At 72.2% G+C, this 16,197-nt stretch carries 14 protein-coding genes; 2 read left to right on the forward strand and 12 right to left on the reverse strand.

The genetic code is table 11. The features are described 5' to 3' along the window. Window positions 1-86: 86 nt before the first annotated feature. The gene (gene pyk, locus AC0I8G_RS06815) at window positions 87-1,526 is read right to left on the reverse strand and encodes a pyruvate kinase (RefSeq protein ID WP_380256340.1); all 1,440 of its coding nucleotides are present in this window, start codon (window positions 1,524-1,526) and stop codon (window positions 87-89) included. 149 nt (window positions 1,527-1,675) lie between these two features. Here pyk and AC0I8G_RS06820 point away from each other — a divergent pair, with 149 nt between their 5' ends. Then, the gene (locus AC0I8G_RS06820) at window positions 1,676-2,056 is read left to right on the forward strand and encodes a hypothetical protein (protein ID WP_328295952.1); all 381 of its coding nucleotides are present in this window, start codon (window positions 1,676-1,678) and stop codon (window positions 2,054-2,056) included. A 79-nt stretch (window positions 2,057-2,135) separates the two neighbouring features. On the opposite strand, the gene AC0I8G_RS06825 is transcribed toward AC0I8G_RS06820, so the two are convergent. The 10 genes from AC0I8G_RS06825 to hisI form a co-directional block, all read right to left on the reverse strand. After that, window positions 2,136-3,593 (reverse strand): glutamate synthase subunit beta, encoded by a 1,458-nt coding sequence (locus AC0I8G_RS06825; RefSeq protein ID WP_380256338.1) that lies wholly within the window; start codon window positions 3,591-3,593, stop codon window positions 2,136-2,138. Beyond that, on the reverse strand, window positions 3,586-8,208 hold the full coding sequence (gltB, locus tag AC0I8G_RS06830) for a glutamate synthase large subunit (protein WP_471729260.1): 4,623 nt from the start codon (window positions 8,206-8,208) through the stop codon (window positions 3,586-3,588). Before gltB ends, AC0I8G_RS06825 begins: the two co-directional genes overlap by 8 nt. Before the next feature lie 241 nt (window positions 8,209-8,449). After that, window positions 8,450-9,451, reverse strand: a complete 1,002-nt coding sequence (lgt, locus tag AC0I8G_RS06835; RefSeq protein WP_471729261.1) for a prolipoprotein diacylglyceryl transferase — start codon at window positions 9,449-9,451, stop codon at window positions 8,450-8,452. Then, window positions 9,448-10,272 carry a DsbA family protein gene (locus tag AC0I8G_RS06840; protein ID WP_471729262.1) on the reverse strand — a complete coding sequence of 275 codons (825 nt, stop codon included), beginning with the start codon at window positions 10,270-10,272 and terminating at the stop codon, window positions 9,448-9,450. Before AC0I8G_RS06840 ends, lgt begins: the two co-directional genes overlap by 4 nt. Before the next feature lie 40 nt (window positions 10,273-10,312). Further along, entirely contained in the window at window positions 10,313-11,137 is an 825-nt protein-coding gene (gene trpA, locus AC0I8G_RS06845) for a tryptophan synthase subunit alpha (protein ID WP_471729263.1), read from the reverse strand. Next, window positions 11,134-12,414, reverse strand: coding sequence for a tryptophan synthase subunit beta (trpB, locus tag AC0I8G_RS06850; protein WP_471729408.1), 1,281 nt, complete (start codon window positions 12,412-12,414; stop codon window positions 11,134-11,136). The genes trpA and trpB overlap by 4 nt, the downstream gene beginning before the upstream one ends. Before the next feature lie 29 nt (window positions 12,415-12,443). Next, window positions 12,444-13,268 carry an indole-3-glycerol phosphate synthase TrpC gene (gene trpC, locus AC0I8G_RS06855; protein WP_471729264.1) on the reverse strand — a complete coding sequence of 275 codons (825 nt, stop codon included), beginning with the start codon at window positions 13,266-13,268 and terminating at the stop codon, window positions 12,444-12,446. A gap of 67 nt (window positions 13,269-13,335) precedes the next feature. After that, on the reverse strand, window positions 13,336-13,641 hold the full coding sequence (locus AC0I8G_RS06860) for an HGxxPAAW family protein (RefSeq protein ID WP_380256324.1): 306 nt from the start codon (window positions 13,639-13,641) through the stop codon (window positions 13,336-13,338). A gap of 102 nt (window positions 13,642-13,743) precedes the next feature. Then, on the reverse strand, window positions 13,744-14,340 hold the full coding sequence (locus AC0I8G_RS06865; RefSeq protein ID WP_471729265.1) for a Trp biosynthesis-associated membrane protein: 597 nt from the start codon (window positions 14,338-14,340) through the stop codon (window positions 13,744-13,746). After that, window positions 14,337-14,756, reverse strand: a complete 420-nt coding sequence (gene hisI, locus AC0I8G_RS06870; RefSeq protein WP_380156622.1) for a phosphoribosyl-AMP cyclohydrolase — start codon at window positions 14,754-14,756, stop codon at window positions 14,337-14,339. Before hisI ends, AC0I8G_RS06865 begins: the two co-directional genes overlap by 4 nt. Between hisI and AC0I8G_RS06875 the strand changes: the two genes are divergently transcribed. Next, window positions 14,755-15,408, forward strand: coding sequence for a TIGR03085 family metal-binding protein (locus tag AC0I8G_RS06875; RefSeq protein WP_471729266.1), 654 nt, complete (start codon window positions 14,755-14,757; stop codon window positions 15,406-15,408). The two genes, hisI and AC0I8G_RS06875, sit on opposite strands and share 2 nt — an antisense overlap. Here the strand turns inward: AC0I8G_RS06875 and hisF are convergent. After that, a complete protein-coding gene (gene hisF / locus AC0I8G_RS06880; RefSeq protein ID WP_328295941.1) occupies window positions 15,405-16,178 on the reverse strand; it encodes an imidazole glycerol phosphate synthase subunit HisF in 774 nt (257 codons plus the stop codon). The genes AC0I8G_RS06875 and hisF overlap by 4 nt on opposite strands. Window positions 16,179-16,197: the final 19 nt, after the last annotated feature.

Consider the following 16,197-nt stretch of genomic DNA (forward strand, 5'->3'; position numbering starts at 1 on the left):
TCCGGCCCCGACGGCACGGCCCGAGGACGACGAAGCGCCCCCCGGCTCAGGTGGTCCCTGGCCGGGGGGCGCTGCGTCGTCGTCCGTCAGCGGTAGGCGGCGGTCGATCCGGACGTGGCGTCGCCGATCCGGTGGACGCGGACGGCGTTGGTGGAACCGGCGATGCCCGGGGGGGCACCGGCGACGATGACGACGAGGTCACCGACGGCGCAGCGGCCCATCTCCTGGAGGCGACGGTCCACCTCCTTCACCATCTCGTCGGTGGTGGAGATGAACGCGGCGAACTCGGGCTCGATGCCCCAGGACAGCGCGAGGCGGCGGCGGGTCTTCTCGTCGGGGGTGAAGGCCAGCAACGGGATGCCGGAACGCAACCGGGACAGGCGGCGGGCGGAGTCCCCGGACTGCGTGAAGGTCACGAGCAGCTTGGCGTCGAGCTGCTTGCCGATCTCGGCGGCCGCGAGGGTGACCGCACCGCCCTTGGTGTGGGGAACGGTTCCCAGGGCGGCGATCCGCTCGGCGCCGTGGGTCTCGGTGTTCTCGATGATGCGGGCCATCGTGCGGACCGCCTCGAAGGGGAACGCGCCGACGCTGGTCTCGCCGGAGAGCATGAGGGCGTCCGCGCCGTCGAGGACGGCGTTGGCGCAGTCCGAGGCCTCGGCGCGGGTCGGACGCGGCGCGGTGATCATCGACTCGAGCATCTGGGTCGCGACGATGACGGGCTTGGCCTGACGACGGGCGAGCTCGATGGCGAGCTTCTGGACCAGCGGCACCTCTTCGAGGGGCAGTTCCACCCCGAGGTCACCGCGGGCGACCATGATGCCGTCGAAGGCGGCGACGACCTCGCGGATGTTCTGCACGGCCTGCGGCTTCTCGACCTTGGCGATGATGGGGACGGTGATCCCCTCCTCATCCATGATCGCGTGCACGTCGTCGGCGTCCGCGGCGGAGCGGACGAACGACAGCGCGACCATGTCGACGCCGAGCTGGAGGGCGAAGCGGAGGTCCTCGATGTCCTTCTCGGACAGGGCGGGGACGCTCACGGCCACGCCGGGCAGGTTGATGCCCTTGTTGTTGCTGACGGGGCCGGGGACGGTCACCTTGGTGGTGACGCGGGGACCCTCGACCCCGGTGACCTCGAGGCCGACCTTGCCGTCGTCGATGAGGATCGCGTCGCCGACCGACACGTCGCCCGGCAGACCCTTGTAGGTCGTCGACGAGACGTCCTTGGTGCCGACGATCTCCTCGGTGGTGATCGTGAACACGTCACCGACCGCGAGGTCGTGGGGCCCGGCGGCGAACTTCCCGAGGCGGATCTTCGGACCCTGCAGGTCGGCGAGGATCGCGACCGAGCGTCCGCTGGCGGCCGCAGCCGATCGCACCCCCTCGAAGTTCGCCCGGTGGTCGTCGTGGGAACCGTGGCTCAAGTTCAGCCGGGCGACGTCCATCCCGGCGTCCACCAGTGACTGCAACCCTTCGGGACCCGCCACGGCGGGTCCGAGGGTGCAGACGATCTTCGCTCTGCGCATACCCAGACCCTATTGCGCCCGCGGCGGTGATCGGTGCGTGGGGCGCGCCGCGCACCCTCGAACTCACCGGATCGTCACCTGCCCGACGCCTGCGCCGTGTGGGTGGGCCTCGACGGGCCGCACTCCCCCGGCCCCGTCACACTGGGCCCGTGAACGCGCACGAACCGCAGCAGCAGAAGGACTTCGACCGCGAGATCGACGAACTCGCGGAGGAGGGGAGCGAGCACGAGTACGCCGTCTACCTGCGCCTGCACGAGGACCGCCGCTGGCCGCCGGGGGCGTTGCAGACGCTGCTGGCCGACCTGCACGCGACCCACCCGCGCCTCGAGCAGGTCGACGCACCCCGCCACGACGTCGTCATCAGCGTCGACGGGGACGGTCTGGACGCCCAGGGCGCGGCCCGGCACGCGCTCGCGCGCGTCACCGCCGCCGCACAGGCCCGCGGGTTGTCCGGGCACGCCGCCGACGTGACGGTGCTCAGCGACAACGCCGTCTGGACCTACGACAAGGACGAGGTCGCCGGCTGGTAGTCCGGTGAACCACTTCTGGGGGACTCTCCACCCTTCCCGCGCACGAGAAAGGTGGGAAGTCCCCCAGAAGTCGGGTCGATCAGGCGGTCAGGGGCACCGCGTCGGCCCGGATGGGCGACGGGAGCGCGGTGTCGCCCATGAGGAACTCGTCGACGGCCGACGCGCAGGCGCGCCCCTCGGCGATGGCCCACACGATGAGCGACTGCCCACGACCGGCGTCGCCGGCCACGTAGACGCCCGGCGTCGAGGTCGCGTAGCCCGGGGTGCGGGTGAAGCGGGTGCGGGCGTCGGCCTGCAGACCGAGCTGCTCGACCAGACCACCGTGCTCGGGACCGGTGAAGCCGATCGCGAGCAGCACGAGCTGGGCCGGGAGGTCCTCCTGGGTCCCCTCGATCGGGGTCCAGACGCCGTCGACCTTCTCGACCTCGACGACGCGCAGCGCGGTGACGTGACCGTCCTCGCCGATCAGCGCCTGGGTCGAGGCGGAGAACTTCCGCTCCCCGCCCTCCTCGTGGGAGGAGGACACCGAGAAGACCTTGGGCATCGTCGGCCACGGTTCGGCCTCGTGCCGCTCCCCCGGAGCCTGGGGGTAGATGTCCAGCTGCGTGACCGACTTCGCGCCCTGGCGCAGGGCGGTGCCGTAGCAGTCGGAGCCGGTGTCGCCGCCGCCGATGACGACGACGTCGAGACCCGCCGCGTCGATGTGGTCCGCGGGACGTTCCTCCCCGACCGCGACGCGGTTGGTCGGCGGCAGGTACTCCATGGCCTGGTGGATGCCGGCCAGGTCGCGGCCGGGCAGGTCCACGTCGCGCCACGCCGTCGCGCCCGTCGCGACGACGATGGCGTCGTAGCGGTCGCGCAGCTGCTCGCCGGTGATGTCCTCACCGATGGAGACGCCGGCGCGGAACCGGGTGCCCTCGGCCTCCATCTGGGCGAGACGACGGTCCAGGACGGCGCGTTCCATCTTGAACTCGGGGATGCCGTAGCGCATCAGCCCGCCGATCTTGTCGTCGCGCTCGTAGACGGCGACGGTGTGACCGGCCCGGGTGAGCTGCTGCGCCGCCGCGAGCCCGGCCGGGCCGGACCCGATGACGGCGACGGTCTTGCCCGTGAGCCGCTCGGGGACGCGCGGTTCCAGCCAGCCGTTCTCGGCCGCGTTCTCCGCGATCATCACCTCGACCTGCTTGATCGTCACCGGCGGCTGGTTGATGCCCAGCACGCAGGCCGACTCGCACGGCGCGGGACAGAGCTTCCCGGTGAACTCCGGGAAGTTGTTCGTCGCGTGCAGGCGCTCGATGGCCTCGTGCATGTCACCGCGACTCACCAGGTCGTTCCACTCGGGGATGAGGTTCCCCAGCGGGCACGCGCTGTGGCAGAAGGGGATGCCGCAGTCCATGCAGCGCCCGGCCTGGCGCTGCAACTGCTGCATGTCCTGCTTCTCGTAGACCTCGCGCCAGTCCATGAGGCGCAGCGGGACGGGACGGCGCGGGGGCAGTTCCCGCTCCCGGACGGTGAGGAATCCCCGGGGATCAACCATGCGAAGCCTCCATGATGCGGGTGAGCACGGCGTCGGAGTCGGGTTCGAGGCCGTCGCTGACGGCCTTGGCCCGCACCTCGAGGACGCGCTGGTAGTCCCGCGGGACGATCGTCGAGAAACGGTGCCGCGCAGTGCCCCAGTCGGCGAGCAGCTTGGCGGCGGTGGTGGAGTCGGTGTGGTCGCGGTGGCGCACCAGCAGCCGGTGCACCGTCGCGGCGGCCTCGTCGTCGAGCGGGACGACGTCGACCATGTCGCGGTTGACGCGGGACTCCTTGAGGTCGAGCACGTGGGCGAATCCGCCCGACATGCCCGCGGCCACGTTGCGCCCGACGCGGCCGAGGATCACGACCACCCCGCCGGTCATGTACTCCAGCGCGTGGTCACCCACCCCCTCGACGACGGCCGTCGCCCCGGAGTTGCGGACGCAGAAGCGTTCGCCGACCTCACCGCGCAGGAAGAGCGAACCGCTCGTGGCGCCGTAGGCGATGACGTTGCCGGCGACGATGTCGCGTCCCCGGGAACCCGAGGCGCGGTCGGGGCGCACGACGACGGTCCCGCCGGAGAGCCCCTTGCCGACGTAGTCGTTGGCGTCGCCGAAGAGGCGCAACGTGATGCCCCGGGGCAGGAACGCCCCGAGGGACTGACCGGCCGACCCGGTGAGGGTCACGTCGATCGTGCCCTCGGGCAGACCGTCCTCGCCCCACTTCCGGGTCAGCTCGTGACCCAGCAACGTGCCGACGGTCCGGTTGACGTTGCGCACGGGCAGCTCGACCTGGACCGGCGTCCCGTCGGCGAGGGCACCGGAGGCGCGCTCGATGAGCACGTGGTCCAGCGCCTTCTCCAGCCCGTGGTCCTGGGTCTGGGACCGGTAGAGGGTCGTGCCCGCCGGCGGGACCGGCGCGTGCAGGATCGGCGAGAGGTCCAGACCGGACGCCTTCCAGTGCGAGACGGCACGACGGCTGTCGAGGACCTCGACGTGGCCCACGGCCTCCTCGACCGAGCGGAAACCGAGCGAGGCGAGCATCTCGCGCACCTCGAGGGCGATGAACTCGAAGAAGTTCACGATGTACTCGGCCTTGCCGGTGAAGCGTGCCCGCAGTTCCGGGTTCTGCGTCGCGACGCCGACCGGGCACGTGTCCAACTGGCAGACGCGCATCATGATGCAGCCCGACACGACCAGCGGGGCGGTCGCGAAGCCGAACTCCTCGGCGCCCAGCAGCGCGGCGATGACGACGTCGCGGCCCGTCTTGAACTGACCGTCGACCTGGACGGTGATCCGGTCGCGCAGCCCGTTGACGACGAGGGTCTGCTGGGTCTCGGCGAGACCGAGCTCCCAGGGACCGCCGGCGTGCTTGAGGCTCGTCAGCGGCGCGGCGCCCGTGCCACCGTCGGCACCCGAGATGAGCACGACGTCGGCCTTGGCCTTGGAGACACCCGTCGCGACGGTGCCGACGCCGATCTCGGAGACCAGCTTCACGTGGACCCGGGCGGCCGGGTTCGCGTTCTTCAGGTCGTGGATGAGCTGGGCGATGTCCTCGATGGAGTAGATGTCGTGGTGCGGCGGCGGCGAGATGAGCCCGACGCCCGGCGTGGAGTGCCGGGTCCTGGCGATGTTCGGGTACACCTTGTGCCCGGGCAGCTGACCGCCCTCGCCGGGCTTGGCGCCCTGCGCGACCTTGATCTGCAGGTCGGTCGCCGAGGTCAGGTAGTTGCTCGTGACGCCGAAGCGGCCGGAGGCGATCTGCTTGACGCGCGAGGTCCGCTGCGGGTCGTAGAGGCGGTCGACGTCCTCGCCGCCCTCACCGGAGTTGGACCGTCCGCCGAGCTGGTTCATGGCGACCGCGAGGACCTCGTGGGCCTCCTGGCTGATCGAGCCGTAGCTCATCGCGCCGGTGTTGAACCGCTTGACGATCTCGCTGACGGGTTCGACCTCGTCGAGCGGGACGGGCTCGCGGACCCCCTTCTTCAGCTGCAGCAGACCGCGCAGGGTCATCAGCCGTTCGGACTGCTCGTCCACCCGGGAGGTGTACTTGCGGAAGAGGCCCTCGTTGCGCTGACGCGTGGAGTGCTGCAGCTGGAAGACGGTCTCGGGGTCGAACAGGTGCGGCTCACCCTCACGGCGCCACTGGTACTCGCCCCCGGTCTCCAGCCGGCGGTGCGCGCGCTCCTGGCCCTCGAGGGGGTAGGCGAGGCGGTGCCGCTGGGAGACCTCCTCGGCGAGGACGTCGAGGCCGACGCCGCCGAGGCGGGAGGTCGTGGCGGTGAAGTACTCGTCGACGAGGGTCTGGGAGAGACCCAGCGCCTCGAAGACCTGCGCCCCGCGGTAGGACGCGACGGTCGAGATGCCCATCTTCGACATGACCTTCAGGACGCCCTTGCCGAGCGCCTTGATGAGGTTCTTCACGGCCGTGGTGCCGTCGACGTTGGTGATGACGCCGTGGCGGACGAGGTCCTCGACGGTCTCCATCGCCAGGTAGGGGTTGACCGCGGCCGCGCCGTACCCGATGAGCAGCGCGACGTGGTGCACCTCGCGGACGTCACCGGCCTCGACGAGCAGCCCGACCTGCGTGCGCAGCTTCTGGCGCACGAGGTGGTGGTGGACGGCCGAGGTGAGCAGCAGCGACGGGATCGGTGCGTACTCGGCGTTGGAGTCGCGGTCGGAGAGCACGACGAAGACGGCGCCGTCGGCGATGGCGCGCGAGACCTCGGCGCGGATCTCCTCGATGCGACGGGCGAGTTCCGCCCCGCCGCCGGCGACCCGGTACAGGCCCTTGACGGTGTGGGTGGTGCGACCGGGGTTGCGACGGTCCTTGTCGATGTGGACCATCTTCGCGAGCTCGTCGTTGTCGATCACCGGGAACGGCAGCACCAGCTGGTGGCAGTGCGCCGCCGACTCCGAGAGCGGGTTCTGCTGCGGCCCGGCGGTGGTGATCAGCGAGGTGACGAGCTCCTCGCGGATCGCGTCCAGGGGCGGGTTCGTGACCTGCGCGAAGAGCTGGACGAAGTAGTCGAAGAGCAACCGCGGACGCGGCGAGAGCACCGCGAGCGGGGTGTCGGACCCCATCGAGCCGATCGGCTCGGCCGCCGCACGGGCCATCGGCGCCAGGATGAGCCGCAGCTCCTCCTCGGTGTAGCCGAAGGTCTGCTGACGACGCGTGACCGAGGCGTGGCTGTGCACGATGTGCTCGCGCGGGGGCAGGTCGCCGAGGTGGACGACGTTCTTGAGCCACTCGGCGTAGGGCTGGGCGGCGGCGAGCTCGGACTTGATCTCCTCGTCGTCGACGATCCGGCCCTTGGCCGTGTCGACGAGGAACATCTTGCCGGGGGCGACGCGGCCGCGGGCCACGATCGAGGACGGGTCCAGCTCGAGCACACCGGTCTCGGAGGCCAGCACGACGAGACCGTCGTCGGTGACCCAGTACCGCGAGGGGCGCAGGCCGTTGCGGTCCAGGACGCCGCCGATGACGGTGCCGTCGGTGAAGGTGAGGTTGGCCGGGCCGTCCCACGGCTCGGAGAACATCGAGTGGAACTCGTAGAAGGCCCGGCGGGCCGGGTCCATCTCGGTGTTGTTCTCCCAGGGCTCCGGGATCATCATCAGCACCGCGTGCGGCAGGGACCTTCCGCTGAGGTGCAGCAGCTCCAGGACCTCGTCGAAGGAGGCGGAGTCGGAGCCCTCGGTCGCGCAGACCGGGCCGAGGCGCTGGACGTCACCCGGGATGAGCGGGGTGGACATCGTCGACTCGCGGGCGGCGGTCCAGTTCCGGTTGCCCTTGACGGTGTTGATCTCGCCGTTGTGGGCGATGGCCCGGAACGGGTGCGCCAGCGGCCAGCTCGGGAACGTGTTCGTCGAGAAGCGGGAGTGGACCAGGCCGAGCTCGGAGGTGAACCGGCGGTCGGAGAGGTCGGGGAAGAACGGCTCGAGCTGCCCGGTGGTGAGCATCCCCTTGTAGACCATGGTCCGCGAGGACAGGGAGGGGAAGTAGACGGCGAGTTCGCGCTCGGCGAGCTTGCGCAGCGCGTAGACGCGGCGGTCCAGGACGATGCCGGTCTCCTGCGCCTGCAGGCCCTCGCGGCGGGTCGCGACGAAGAGCTGGGCGAAGAAGGGCATCGCGGCGCGCGCCTGCTGGCCCACGAGGTCGGCCGTCACAGGCACGTCGCGCCAGCCGAGGACGTCGAGGCCCTCGGCGACGGCGATCTCCTCGATGCGGGCGACCGCGGCGGCGCGCTCGGTCTCGTCCACCGGCAGGAAGGCGTTGCCGACGGCGTAGGCCCCCTTGGACGGCAGCTCGACGCCCTGCTCGGCCATGACGGCACGCAGGAACTCGTCGGGGACCTGGGTGAGGATGCCGGCCCCGTCACCCGTGTTGGTCTCGGCGCCGACCGCACCCCGGTGGTCCAGGTTGCGCAGGGCGGTGAGGGCGTGGTCGACGATGTCGTGACCGGGTTCGCCGCGCATGGTGGCGACGAAGGCGACACCACAGGCGTCGTGCTCGTTGGCTCGGTCGTAGAGACCGGCCGAGGGCGGGAACGACGTGAACGGCAGCGGGCGGACCGGCGGGGTCAGCGGCTGGGTCACGGACGTGGTGATCGGGTGCGACGCGGGGAAATGCGACATGCAGTGCACCGTCCTCGGAGAGAGGTCGCGATCGACCTCGAGTGGACAGGGGGTCTCTCGACGGATCTCCTCGAGCGTTCGCCACACGGGTGGCGATCTCGGCGAGCCGGGTGGGTCTCTTCGAGATGAGGCTCACGCCTGGAGGGCGCGCACCACGAACGGGGGGCGGCGCTGGCCCGCGTTCACCTCACTGTAACGCGCGAGACGCGGTGCTCAGGCGCACTACCGCGTCACCGGATCATCACGAATTGCGCGCGTCCGGGCGTTCTTCACGGTCCAGCGGAGGGTGATCGGCAGTCGCGGTGACGGTCGGTCCGCCGGTCTGCATCGCTTCGTCACGGGACGGGGTGACCGCCGGCGACTCGGAGGAGGCTACCCGTTCCAGGACCTCGGGCTGACCACGATCGTCCCTGTGCACCCTGCGTGAACGGATGAACGCGACGAGTGCGACCGCGAAGACGATCCCGGCCACCCACTGGTTGACCCGCAGGCCCAGGATCTGGTTGGCCTCGTCGATGCGCAGGTCCTCGAAGTAGCTGCGGCCCAGGCAGTACAGCGCGACGTAGAGCAGGAACGCCTGTCCGTGGCGCAGCCGGAAGCGCCGGTCGAGCAGCACGATCACGACCGCCACCGCCGCGCACCACAACGACTCGTAGAGGAACGTCGGGTGGAAGGTGCCGAGCACCACGGGGTTGCCGTCGGCACCGACGACGGCGCGGCCGGCCGACTCGTCCCAGCGGTGGACGGTCAGGGCCCAGGGCACGTCGGTGGAGCGACCGTAGAGCTCGTTGTTGAACCAGTTGCCCCAGCGGCCCAGGGCCTGCGCGACCAGCAGACCCGGGGCCATCGCATCCGCCATCGGCGCGAGCCGGTACCCGGCCCGGCGGCAGGCGATCCAGACCCCGAGGGCCCCACCGGCGATCGCGCCCCAGATCCCGAGCCCGCCCTCCCAGACGTAGAGGGCGCGGACCGGACTGCCGTCCGCACCGAAGTACGCCTGGGGGGAGGTGATGACGTGGTACAGCCTCGCCCCGACCACGCCCAGCGGGACGGCCCACACCGCGGCGTCGAGGACGAAGTCCTTGCGGCCGCCCTTGGCCTGCCAGCGACGCTCGGCGATGACCACGCCGGCGACGATCCCGAGCACGATGCACAACGCGTACGCGCGCACCGGGATCGGGCCCAGGTGCCAGACGGCGACCGTCGGGCTGGGGAGGGCAGAGGCCAGGGCGGCGGGGATCACGGCGCGGCCGTCGCGGCGGTGACGGCCTGCTGCAGGGCGCCGGCCGGGTCGGAGCCGAGGAGGTCCGCGGTCGGGATCTCCTTCTTCTCCCCGCCCACGGGGGTGACGGTGATGGTCGGGGTACCGCTGACCCCGGCGGCCTTCATCGAGTCCTCGACGGAGTCGACGTAGTCGCGGTAGGCGTGACCCTCGACCGCCTTCTGCCACGCGTCGAGGTCGGGGACCCCCGCCTCCTTCGCCAGGTCGCGCAGGGTGGCCACGGTGTACCCGACGCCCTCCTTCGGCTGGTTGGCGAAGACCGTCGTCGTGTACTCCGCGAACTTCCCCTGCGCTTCGGCCGCGGCCGCCCCTTCGGCCGCGAGCTGCGAGGCGGTGTTGCCGAGGTTGCCGTCGAGGAAGGTCAGGGTGTGCACCACGACCTTGGCCTGCCCGGCCGCGGCCATGGCGAGGTAGCTCTCCCCGGCCGCGGTCTCGAACTGCTTGCAGTAGGGGCACTGGTAGTCGAGCCAGATGTCCACCGTCGGCGCCCCGGTGGCCGGAGTGCCCGGCAGGACGTACCCGGCCCCCGCGGCACCGGCGCTGGCGGGGATCTGCTGCGCTGCTGCGGCGGTGGGCTCGCTCGCCCGTCGGATCACGACGACGACCACGGCGACCAGCGCCAGCACCACGACGACGGCGATGCTGATGAGCACCACCCTGCGGCTGCGTTCGCGGGCCAGCTCACGCTGGCGCAGGGCCGCGGCCTTCTTGCGCCGGGCTTCGCGCGCGTCCTCGGCCTCCCCGGCTCGTGCGGGGTTGCCACCGGGCTTCTTCGTGCTCAACGCAGGTTCTCCTCGTCGGGGTTCTCGTCGGTGAAGGCGTTCAGCCGGCGCGGACACCCTCGGAGAGGGCACGGGCGAGCTCCTCCACGGCACGCGCCCCCGCGAGGGGCGAGTCCGCGTCGAGCAGGCGCTGGACGAAGGCCGAGCCGACGATGACGCCGTCGGCGTAGCCCGCGACCTCGGTCGCCTGCGCCGGGGTGGAGACCCCGAGGCCGACGCAGACGCGTTCGGCACCGGCCGCGCGGGTGCGTCGGACGAGTTCCGACGCTCCCGCGCCCACCGTGGCACGCGTTCCTGTGACCCCCATCAACGACGCCGCGTAGACGAACCCGCGGCACGCGGCCGCCGTCGTCGCCAGCCGGGCGTCGGTCGAGCTCGGAGCGACGAGGAACACGCGTTCCAGGTCGTGGTCGTCGCTGGCGGCGATCCAGGCGGCGGCCTCGTCGGGGATGAGGTCGGGCGTGATGAGGCCCGCTCCCCCGGCGTTGGCCAGGTCGGTCGCCCAGCGGTCCATGCCGTAGCGGTCGATCGGCGGGAAGTAGGTCATGACGAGGGTGGCGGCGCCGGTGGCGGCGACCCCCTCGACGGCCCGCAGGACGTCGACGGGCCGGGTCCGGTGGGCCAGCGCGACGTCGACCGCCTGCTGGATGGTGTGCCCGTCCATCGTCGGGTCGGAGTAGGGCAACCCGAGCTCGATGATGTCCGCACCCCCCGCGACGGCGGCCTTGGCCGCGTCGATCGAGGCGTCGACGTCGGGGTAGCCGACCGGGAGGTACGCGACGAGCGCGGCGCGCCCCTCGGACTTCGCCCGGTCCACCGCCGCAGCGGCCTTGCCCACGCGTGCGGGGCTCTCCAAGGTGCTCACCAGCCGGATCCTTCGGTCTTCTCGGGGGCCTCGGAGACCCGCTCGGCTTCGGAGGCGACGAGGTCGGCGTCGCTGACGAGGTCGAACCAGCGCGCCGCGGTGTCGACGTCCTTGTCCCCGCGCCCGGAGAGGTTGACGAGGATGACGGCGTCCGGGCCGAGATCCTTGCCCAGGTCCAGCGCGCCGGCGAGCGCGTGCGAGCTCTCGATCGCGGGGATGATCCCCTCGGTGCGGCAGAGCAGGCGGAACGCCTCCATGGCCTGGGCGTCCGTGACCGGGCGGTACGTGGCGCGTCCGCTGGCCGCCAGCCACGCGTGCTCCGGACCGACGCCCGGGTAGTCCAGGCCGGCGGAGATGGAGTGCGACTCGATCGTCTGGCCGTCGTCGTCCTGCATGACGTACTGGCGGGCCCCCTGGAAGACGCCCGTGACGCCGGCCGAGATCGGCGCGGCGTGGCGGCCGGTCTCGATCCCGTCGCCGCCGGCCTCGTAGCCGTACAACGCGACGCCCGGGTCGTCGAGGAAGCCGTGGAAGATGCCGATGGCGTTCGACCCGCCACCGACGCACGCAGCGACGGCGTCGGGCAGCCGGCCGACGAGGTCGAGCACCTGCTGGCGCGCCTCGATGCCGACGACGCTCTGCAGGTCGCGGACCAGCACCGGGAACGGGTGCGGGCCCGCGACCGTGCCGAAGGCGTAGTGGGTGGTGTCGACGGAGGCGACCCAGTCGCGGAAGGCCTCGTTGACGGCGTCCTTCAGGGTGCGGCTGCCGGCCGTGACGGGCACGACGGTCGCGCCGAGGAGACGCATGCGGGCGACGTTCAACGCCTGCCGCTTCGTGTCCTCCTCGCCCATGTAGACGACGCACTCGAGACCCATCAGGGCCGCGGCGGTGGCGGTGGCGACACCGTGCTGGCCGGCCCCGGTCTCCGCGATGATCCGCTTCTTGCCCATCCGCTTGGTGAGCAGCGCCTGGCCCAGCACGTTGTTGATCTTGTGCGAACCGGTGTGGTTCAGGTCCTCGCGCTTGAGGATGAGCCGCGCCCCACCGGCGTGGGCCGCGAAGCGCGGGACCTCGGTGATGATGCTGGGACGACCGGAGTAGCTGCGGTGCAGTTCGGCGAGCTCGGCGAGGAAGCCCTCGTCGGCCATGGCCGCGTTGTGGGCGGCCTCGATCTCGTCGAGCGCTGCGACCAGCGCCTCCGGGACGAAGCGGCCGCCGAAGTCCCCGAAGTACGGGCCGCGTTCCTGGGCGAAGCTGCGAGCGGAGGTGGACAGGGGCGTCTCGTTGACCCCGGCGGAGGCGCTCACGGGCGCACCGCCTGGATGGAGGGGTGCGCGCCGGCGGCGACGAGGTCGGCGACCGCACGGCGGGGGTCCGCACCCTTGACCAGGGTCTCGCCGACGAGGACGGCGTCCGCGCCCGCGCGGGCGAACTCGACGACGTCGCGGGGACCGGACACGCCCGACTCGGCGATCTTGACGACGTGGTCGGGGATGAGCGGAGCGAGGTCGGCGAAGGTGCCGTTGTCGACCTGGAGGGTCTTGAGGTTGCGGTTGTTGACCCCGATGACCTTCGCGTCGGCGTCGAGGGCGCGCGCGACCTCCTCGGCCGTGTGCACCTCCACCAGCGCGGTCATGCCCAGGGACTGGGTGCGTTCGATGAGGGACACGAGAGCTTCCTGTTCGAGGGCGGCCACGATGAGGAGCACGACGTCGGCTCCCCAGGCGCGGGCCTCCCACAGTTGGTACGAATCCACGACGAAGTCCTTGCGCAGCACCGGGACGTCCACGGCCAGGCGCACCGCACGGAGGTCGTCGAGGCTGCCGCCGAAGCGGCGCTGCTCGGTGAGGACGGAGATGACGGTGGCACCGCCGAGCTCGTACTGCCCGGCGAGGGCGGCCGGGTCCGGGATGGTGGCGAGGGCCCCCTTGGAGGGGCTCTTGCGCTTCACCTCGGCGATGACCTTCACCCCGCGCTGCTCCACGTCACGCGGCTTGAGCAGCGCACGGGCGTCCTTCGCCGCGACCTGACGGTGGGCGCGGTCCTTCAACTCGTCGAGGGTGGTCAGCGCCTTGCGGGCGGCCAGGTCCTCACGGACGCCGGCCAGGATGTCGTCGAGGACAGTCACAGCACGAGGGTATCCCCGCTCACCGACACGCCCGACACCGTCCTGACCCCGTCCGGTGAGGGCCTGCTCAGTGCTGGGCGCGGCCGACGCCGACCGGGGTCCCGTCGGCCTTCTTGACGCCGTACCCGGCCTTGGCCAGCCCGCCCGCGACGGCCAGGGAGGCCACGATGACGACGCCACCGATGATCCCCCAGGTCAGGCTGGGGAAGACGATCGCGAGGCAGAGGATGAGGAACCCGGCGAGGCACACCGCGACACCGGCCCAGGCCGCGACGCTGTGGCCGTGACCGTGCTCGTCGACGACGTCGGTGGCTCCGCGGGTGGTCGAGTCGTTCGCCCCGTGGCTGTTCGAGGGGGTCTGCTGGCTGCTCACGGTGGGCTCCTGGAGGTGGGGGGCGTACTACGCACACCGTACCTACTCCCCCGGCCCGGCCGCCCGCCGCGGTGGGTCGAGCGGGTGGGCGGGTCCAGCGGTTCAGCGGGTGGGGTCGTCGCCCTGGGTCAGGGAGTCCCAGGCCGCGGCAGGGTCCTCGTGGGGAGCCAGGGTGACCGCGGCGCGGGTGGCGTCGCGTTCGTGGCGGGTGGAGCCGACGGACGGCGCAGCCGTGTTCCAGCGCCGCGTCCGCACCAGCACGCCCACCCCGCCGACGAGCACCAGCACCCCGCCGACGGCGGAGACCACGGGCCAGGGCCGCACCGACGGGTCGCCCTGGAGGCGGACCCCGGTCGTCCCGCTGGCGGCCCGGGCGGGCGCGGTCAACGCCGCGGACGGGTCCGAGGTGACGGCCAGGCTGGCCACGACCGTCCCGGCTCCGCCGAGGACGAGGACCACCGCGGCCACGAGCCGCGCGACCCGGCGCCCCAGCGTCGAGGCCACCACGGCGGCGAGGCTGACCAGGCTCAGCGCGGTGGCGACGGGGGCGGCGTCGCGGCCGTTCACGAGCACGGCGCTCGCACCGGTGGCGGTCTCCACGGCCCCCCTCACCCACGTCGGCGCACCGGCCCCGAGGCCGACGACGGCCCCCGCGATCCCGGCGAGCAGCAGCAGACCGCGTTCGCGTCCGGCGTTCACGCCGGCAGGAGGGGCAGCGTCACGGCGTCGAAGCACGTGCGGTCGCCGGTGTGGCAGGCGGCCCCGACCTGGTCGACCTCGACGAGGAGGGCGTCGCCGTCGCAGTCCAGCGAGACCTTCTTGACCCACTGGACGTGCCCCGACGTGTCGCCCTTGCGCCACAACTGCTGGCGGCTGCGGGAGAAGTAGGTGGCCCGGCCGGTGGCCAGCGTGCTCGCGAGCGCCTCGTCGTCCATCCAGGCGACCATCAGCACCTCCCGGGTGTCGTGCTGCTGCACGACGGCGCAGACCAGTCCGGCCTCGTTGCGCTTGAGCCGCTCGGCGACGTGGGGATCGAGATCGAGGGACGACACGGGGACGATGGTCTCACCGCCCGCGCGTGGCGCGCTCCGCCCCGGGTGGCACGATCTGGCCATGACGACGGCGCAGGCCCCCCGCAGCAGCCACCGCACCGACGCCCGGCGGGAGCGTGACGCGCTGTGCGACAGCGCCTCGCGGGTCGGTCCCGACGCGCCGACGCTCTGCGCGGGCTGGGACGTGCGTGACCTGCTGGTGCACCTGGCGGTGCGCGACAACCGGCCGGACGTGGTGCTGGGCGAAGCCGTGGGCCCGTTGCGCCCGCGACGCGCGCGGGTGCTGGCGGAACTGGGCGCCCAGCCCTTCGAGGAGCTGGTGGAGCGGGTGCGCAACGGCCCGCACGGGCCGCTGAAGCTGCAGGCGCTGGACAGCCTGGCGAACACCTCGGAGTTCTTCGTCCACCACGAGGACATCCTGCGGGCCCAGGACGACTGGGCCCCGCGCGAGCTCCCCCGGGGGCAGACGGCGACGCTGTGGCGCACGGTGAGGGTGATGGGTCGTGTCGCCTACCGCCGTGCCGGGGTCGGGGTCGTGCTGGTCACCCCGGGCGGTCCGCGCGCCGTCGTCCGCTCCGGTGAGGAGGCCGTCTCGCTCACGGGTGAGCCGGCGGAGCTGGTGCTGCACGCGTTCGGTCGGCGCAGTCGGGCGAAGGTCGAGATCGACGGCACTCCCGCTGCGGTGCAGCGCTTCCGGAAGGCTTTCCCGGGCTAGCGGACGGCGGACCCGCTGGCCCGCAGCGCGTCCTTGACCTCGCCGACGGTGAGCTGGCCGAAGTGGAAGACGCTGGCGGCGAGGACGGCGTCGGCGCCCGCGGCGACGGCCGGCGGGAAGTGCTCGACGGCCCCGGCGCCGCCGCTGGCCACGAGGGGGACGCTGACCCGGGCGCGGACCTGGCCGAGCATCTCGAGGTCGAAGCCGGCCTTGGTGCCGTCGGCGTCCATCGAGTTCAGCAGGATCTCCCCGGCGCCGAGCTCGGCGGCGCGGGCGGCCCACTCGACGGCGTCGAGGCCGGTCCCCCGTCGGCCACCGTGGGTGGTGACCTCGAAGCCGGACGCGGTGGTGGGTTCGCCGGGCAGGGTCCGGCGGGCGTCGACGGAGAGCACGAGGACCTGCGCGCCGAAGCGGTCGGCGATCTCGGCGATGAGTTCGGGCCGGGCGATGGCCGCGGTGTTCACGCCGACCTTGTCCGCGCCGGCGCGCAGCAGCTTCTCGACGTCGGCGACGCTGCGGACACCGCCGCCGACGGTGAGGGGGATGAAGACCTGCTCCGCGGTGCGGCGCACGACGTCGTAGGTGGTCTCCCGCGAGCCGGAGGAGGCGGTGACGTCGAGGAACGTCAGCTCGTCGGCGCCCTCGGCGTCGTAGCGCCGCGCGAGTTCGACGGGGTCACCGGCGTCCCGCAGGTCGGCGAAGTTGACGCCCTTGACGACGCGGCCGGCGTCGACGTCGAGGCAGGGGATGACACGGACGGCGACGCTCACGGGGTCAGACTAGACGGGG

This window comes from Kineococcus sp. AC630 (genome assembly GCF_979255925.1).

Excerpts from the sequence above, each read along its gene's own strand:
- pyk (WP_380256340.1), bottom strand. The coding sequence starts at position 1,526 with ATGCGCAGAGCGAAGATCGTCTGCACCCTCGGACCCGCCGTGGCGGGT.
- AC0I8G_RS06825 (WP_380256338.1), bottom strand. The coding sequence starts at position 3,593 with ATGGTTGATCCCCGGGGATTCCTCACCGTCCGGGAGCGGGAACTGCCC.
- hisI (WP_380156622.1), bottom strand. The coding sequence starts at position 14,756 with ATGGCCAGATCGTGCCACCCGGGGCGGAGCGCGCCACGCGCGGGCGGT.
- AC0I8G_RS06875 (WP_471729266.1), top strand. The coding sequence starts at position 14,755 with ATGACGACGGCGCAGGCCCCCCGCAGCAGCCACCGCACCGACGCCCGG.
- gltB (WP_471729260.1), bottom strand. The coding sequence starts at position 8,208 with ATGTCGCATTTCCCCGCGTCGCACCCGATCACCACGTCCGTGACCCAG.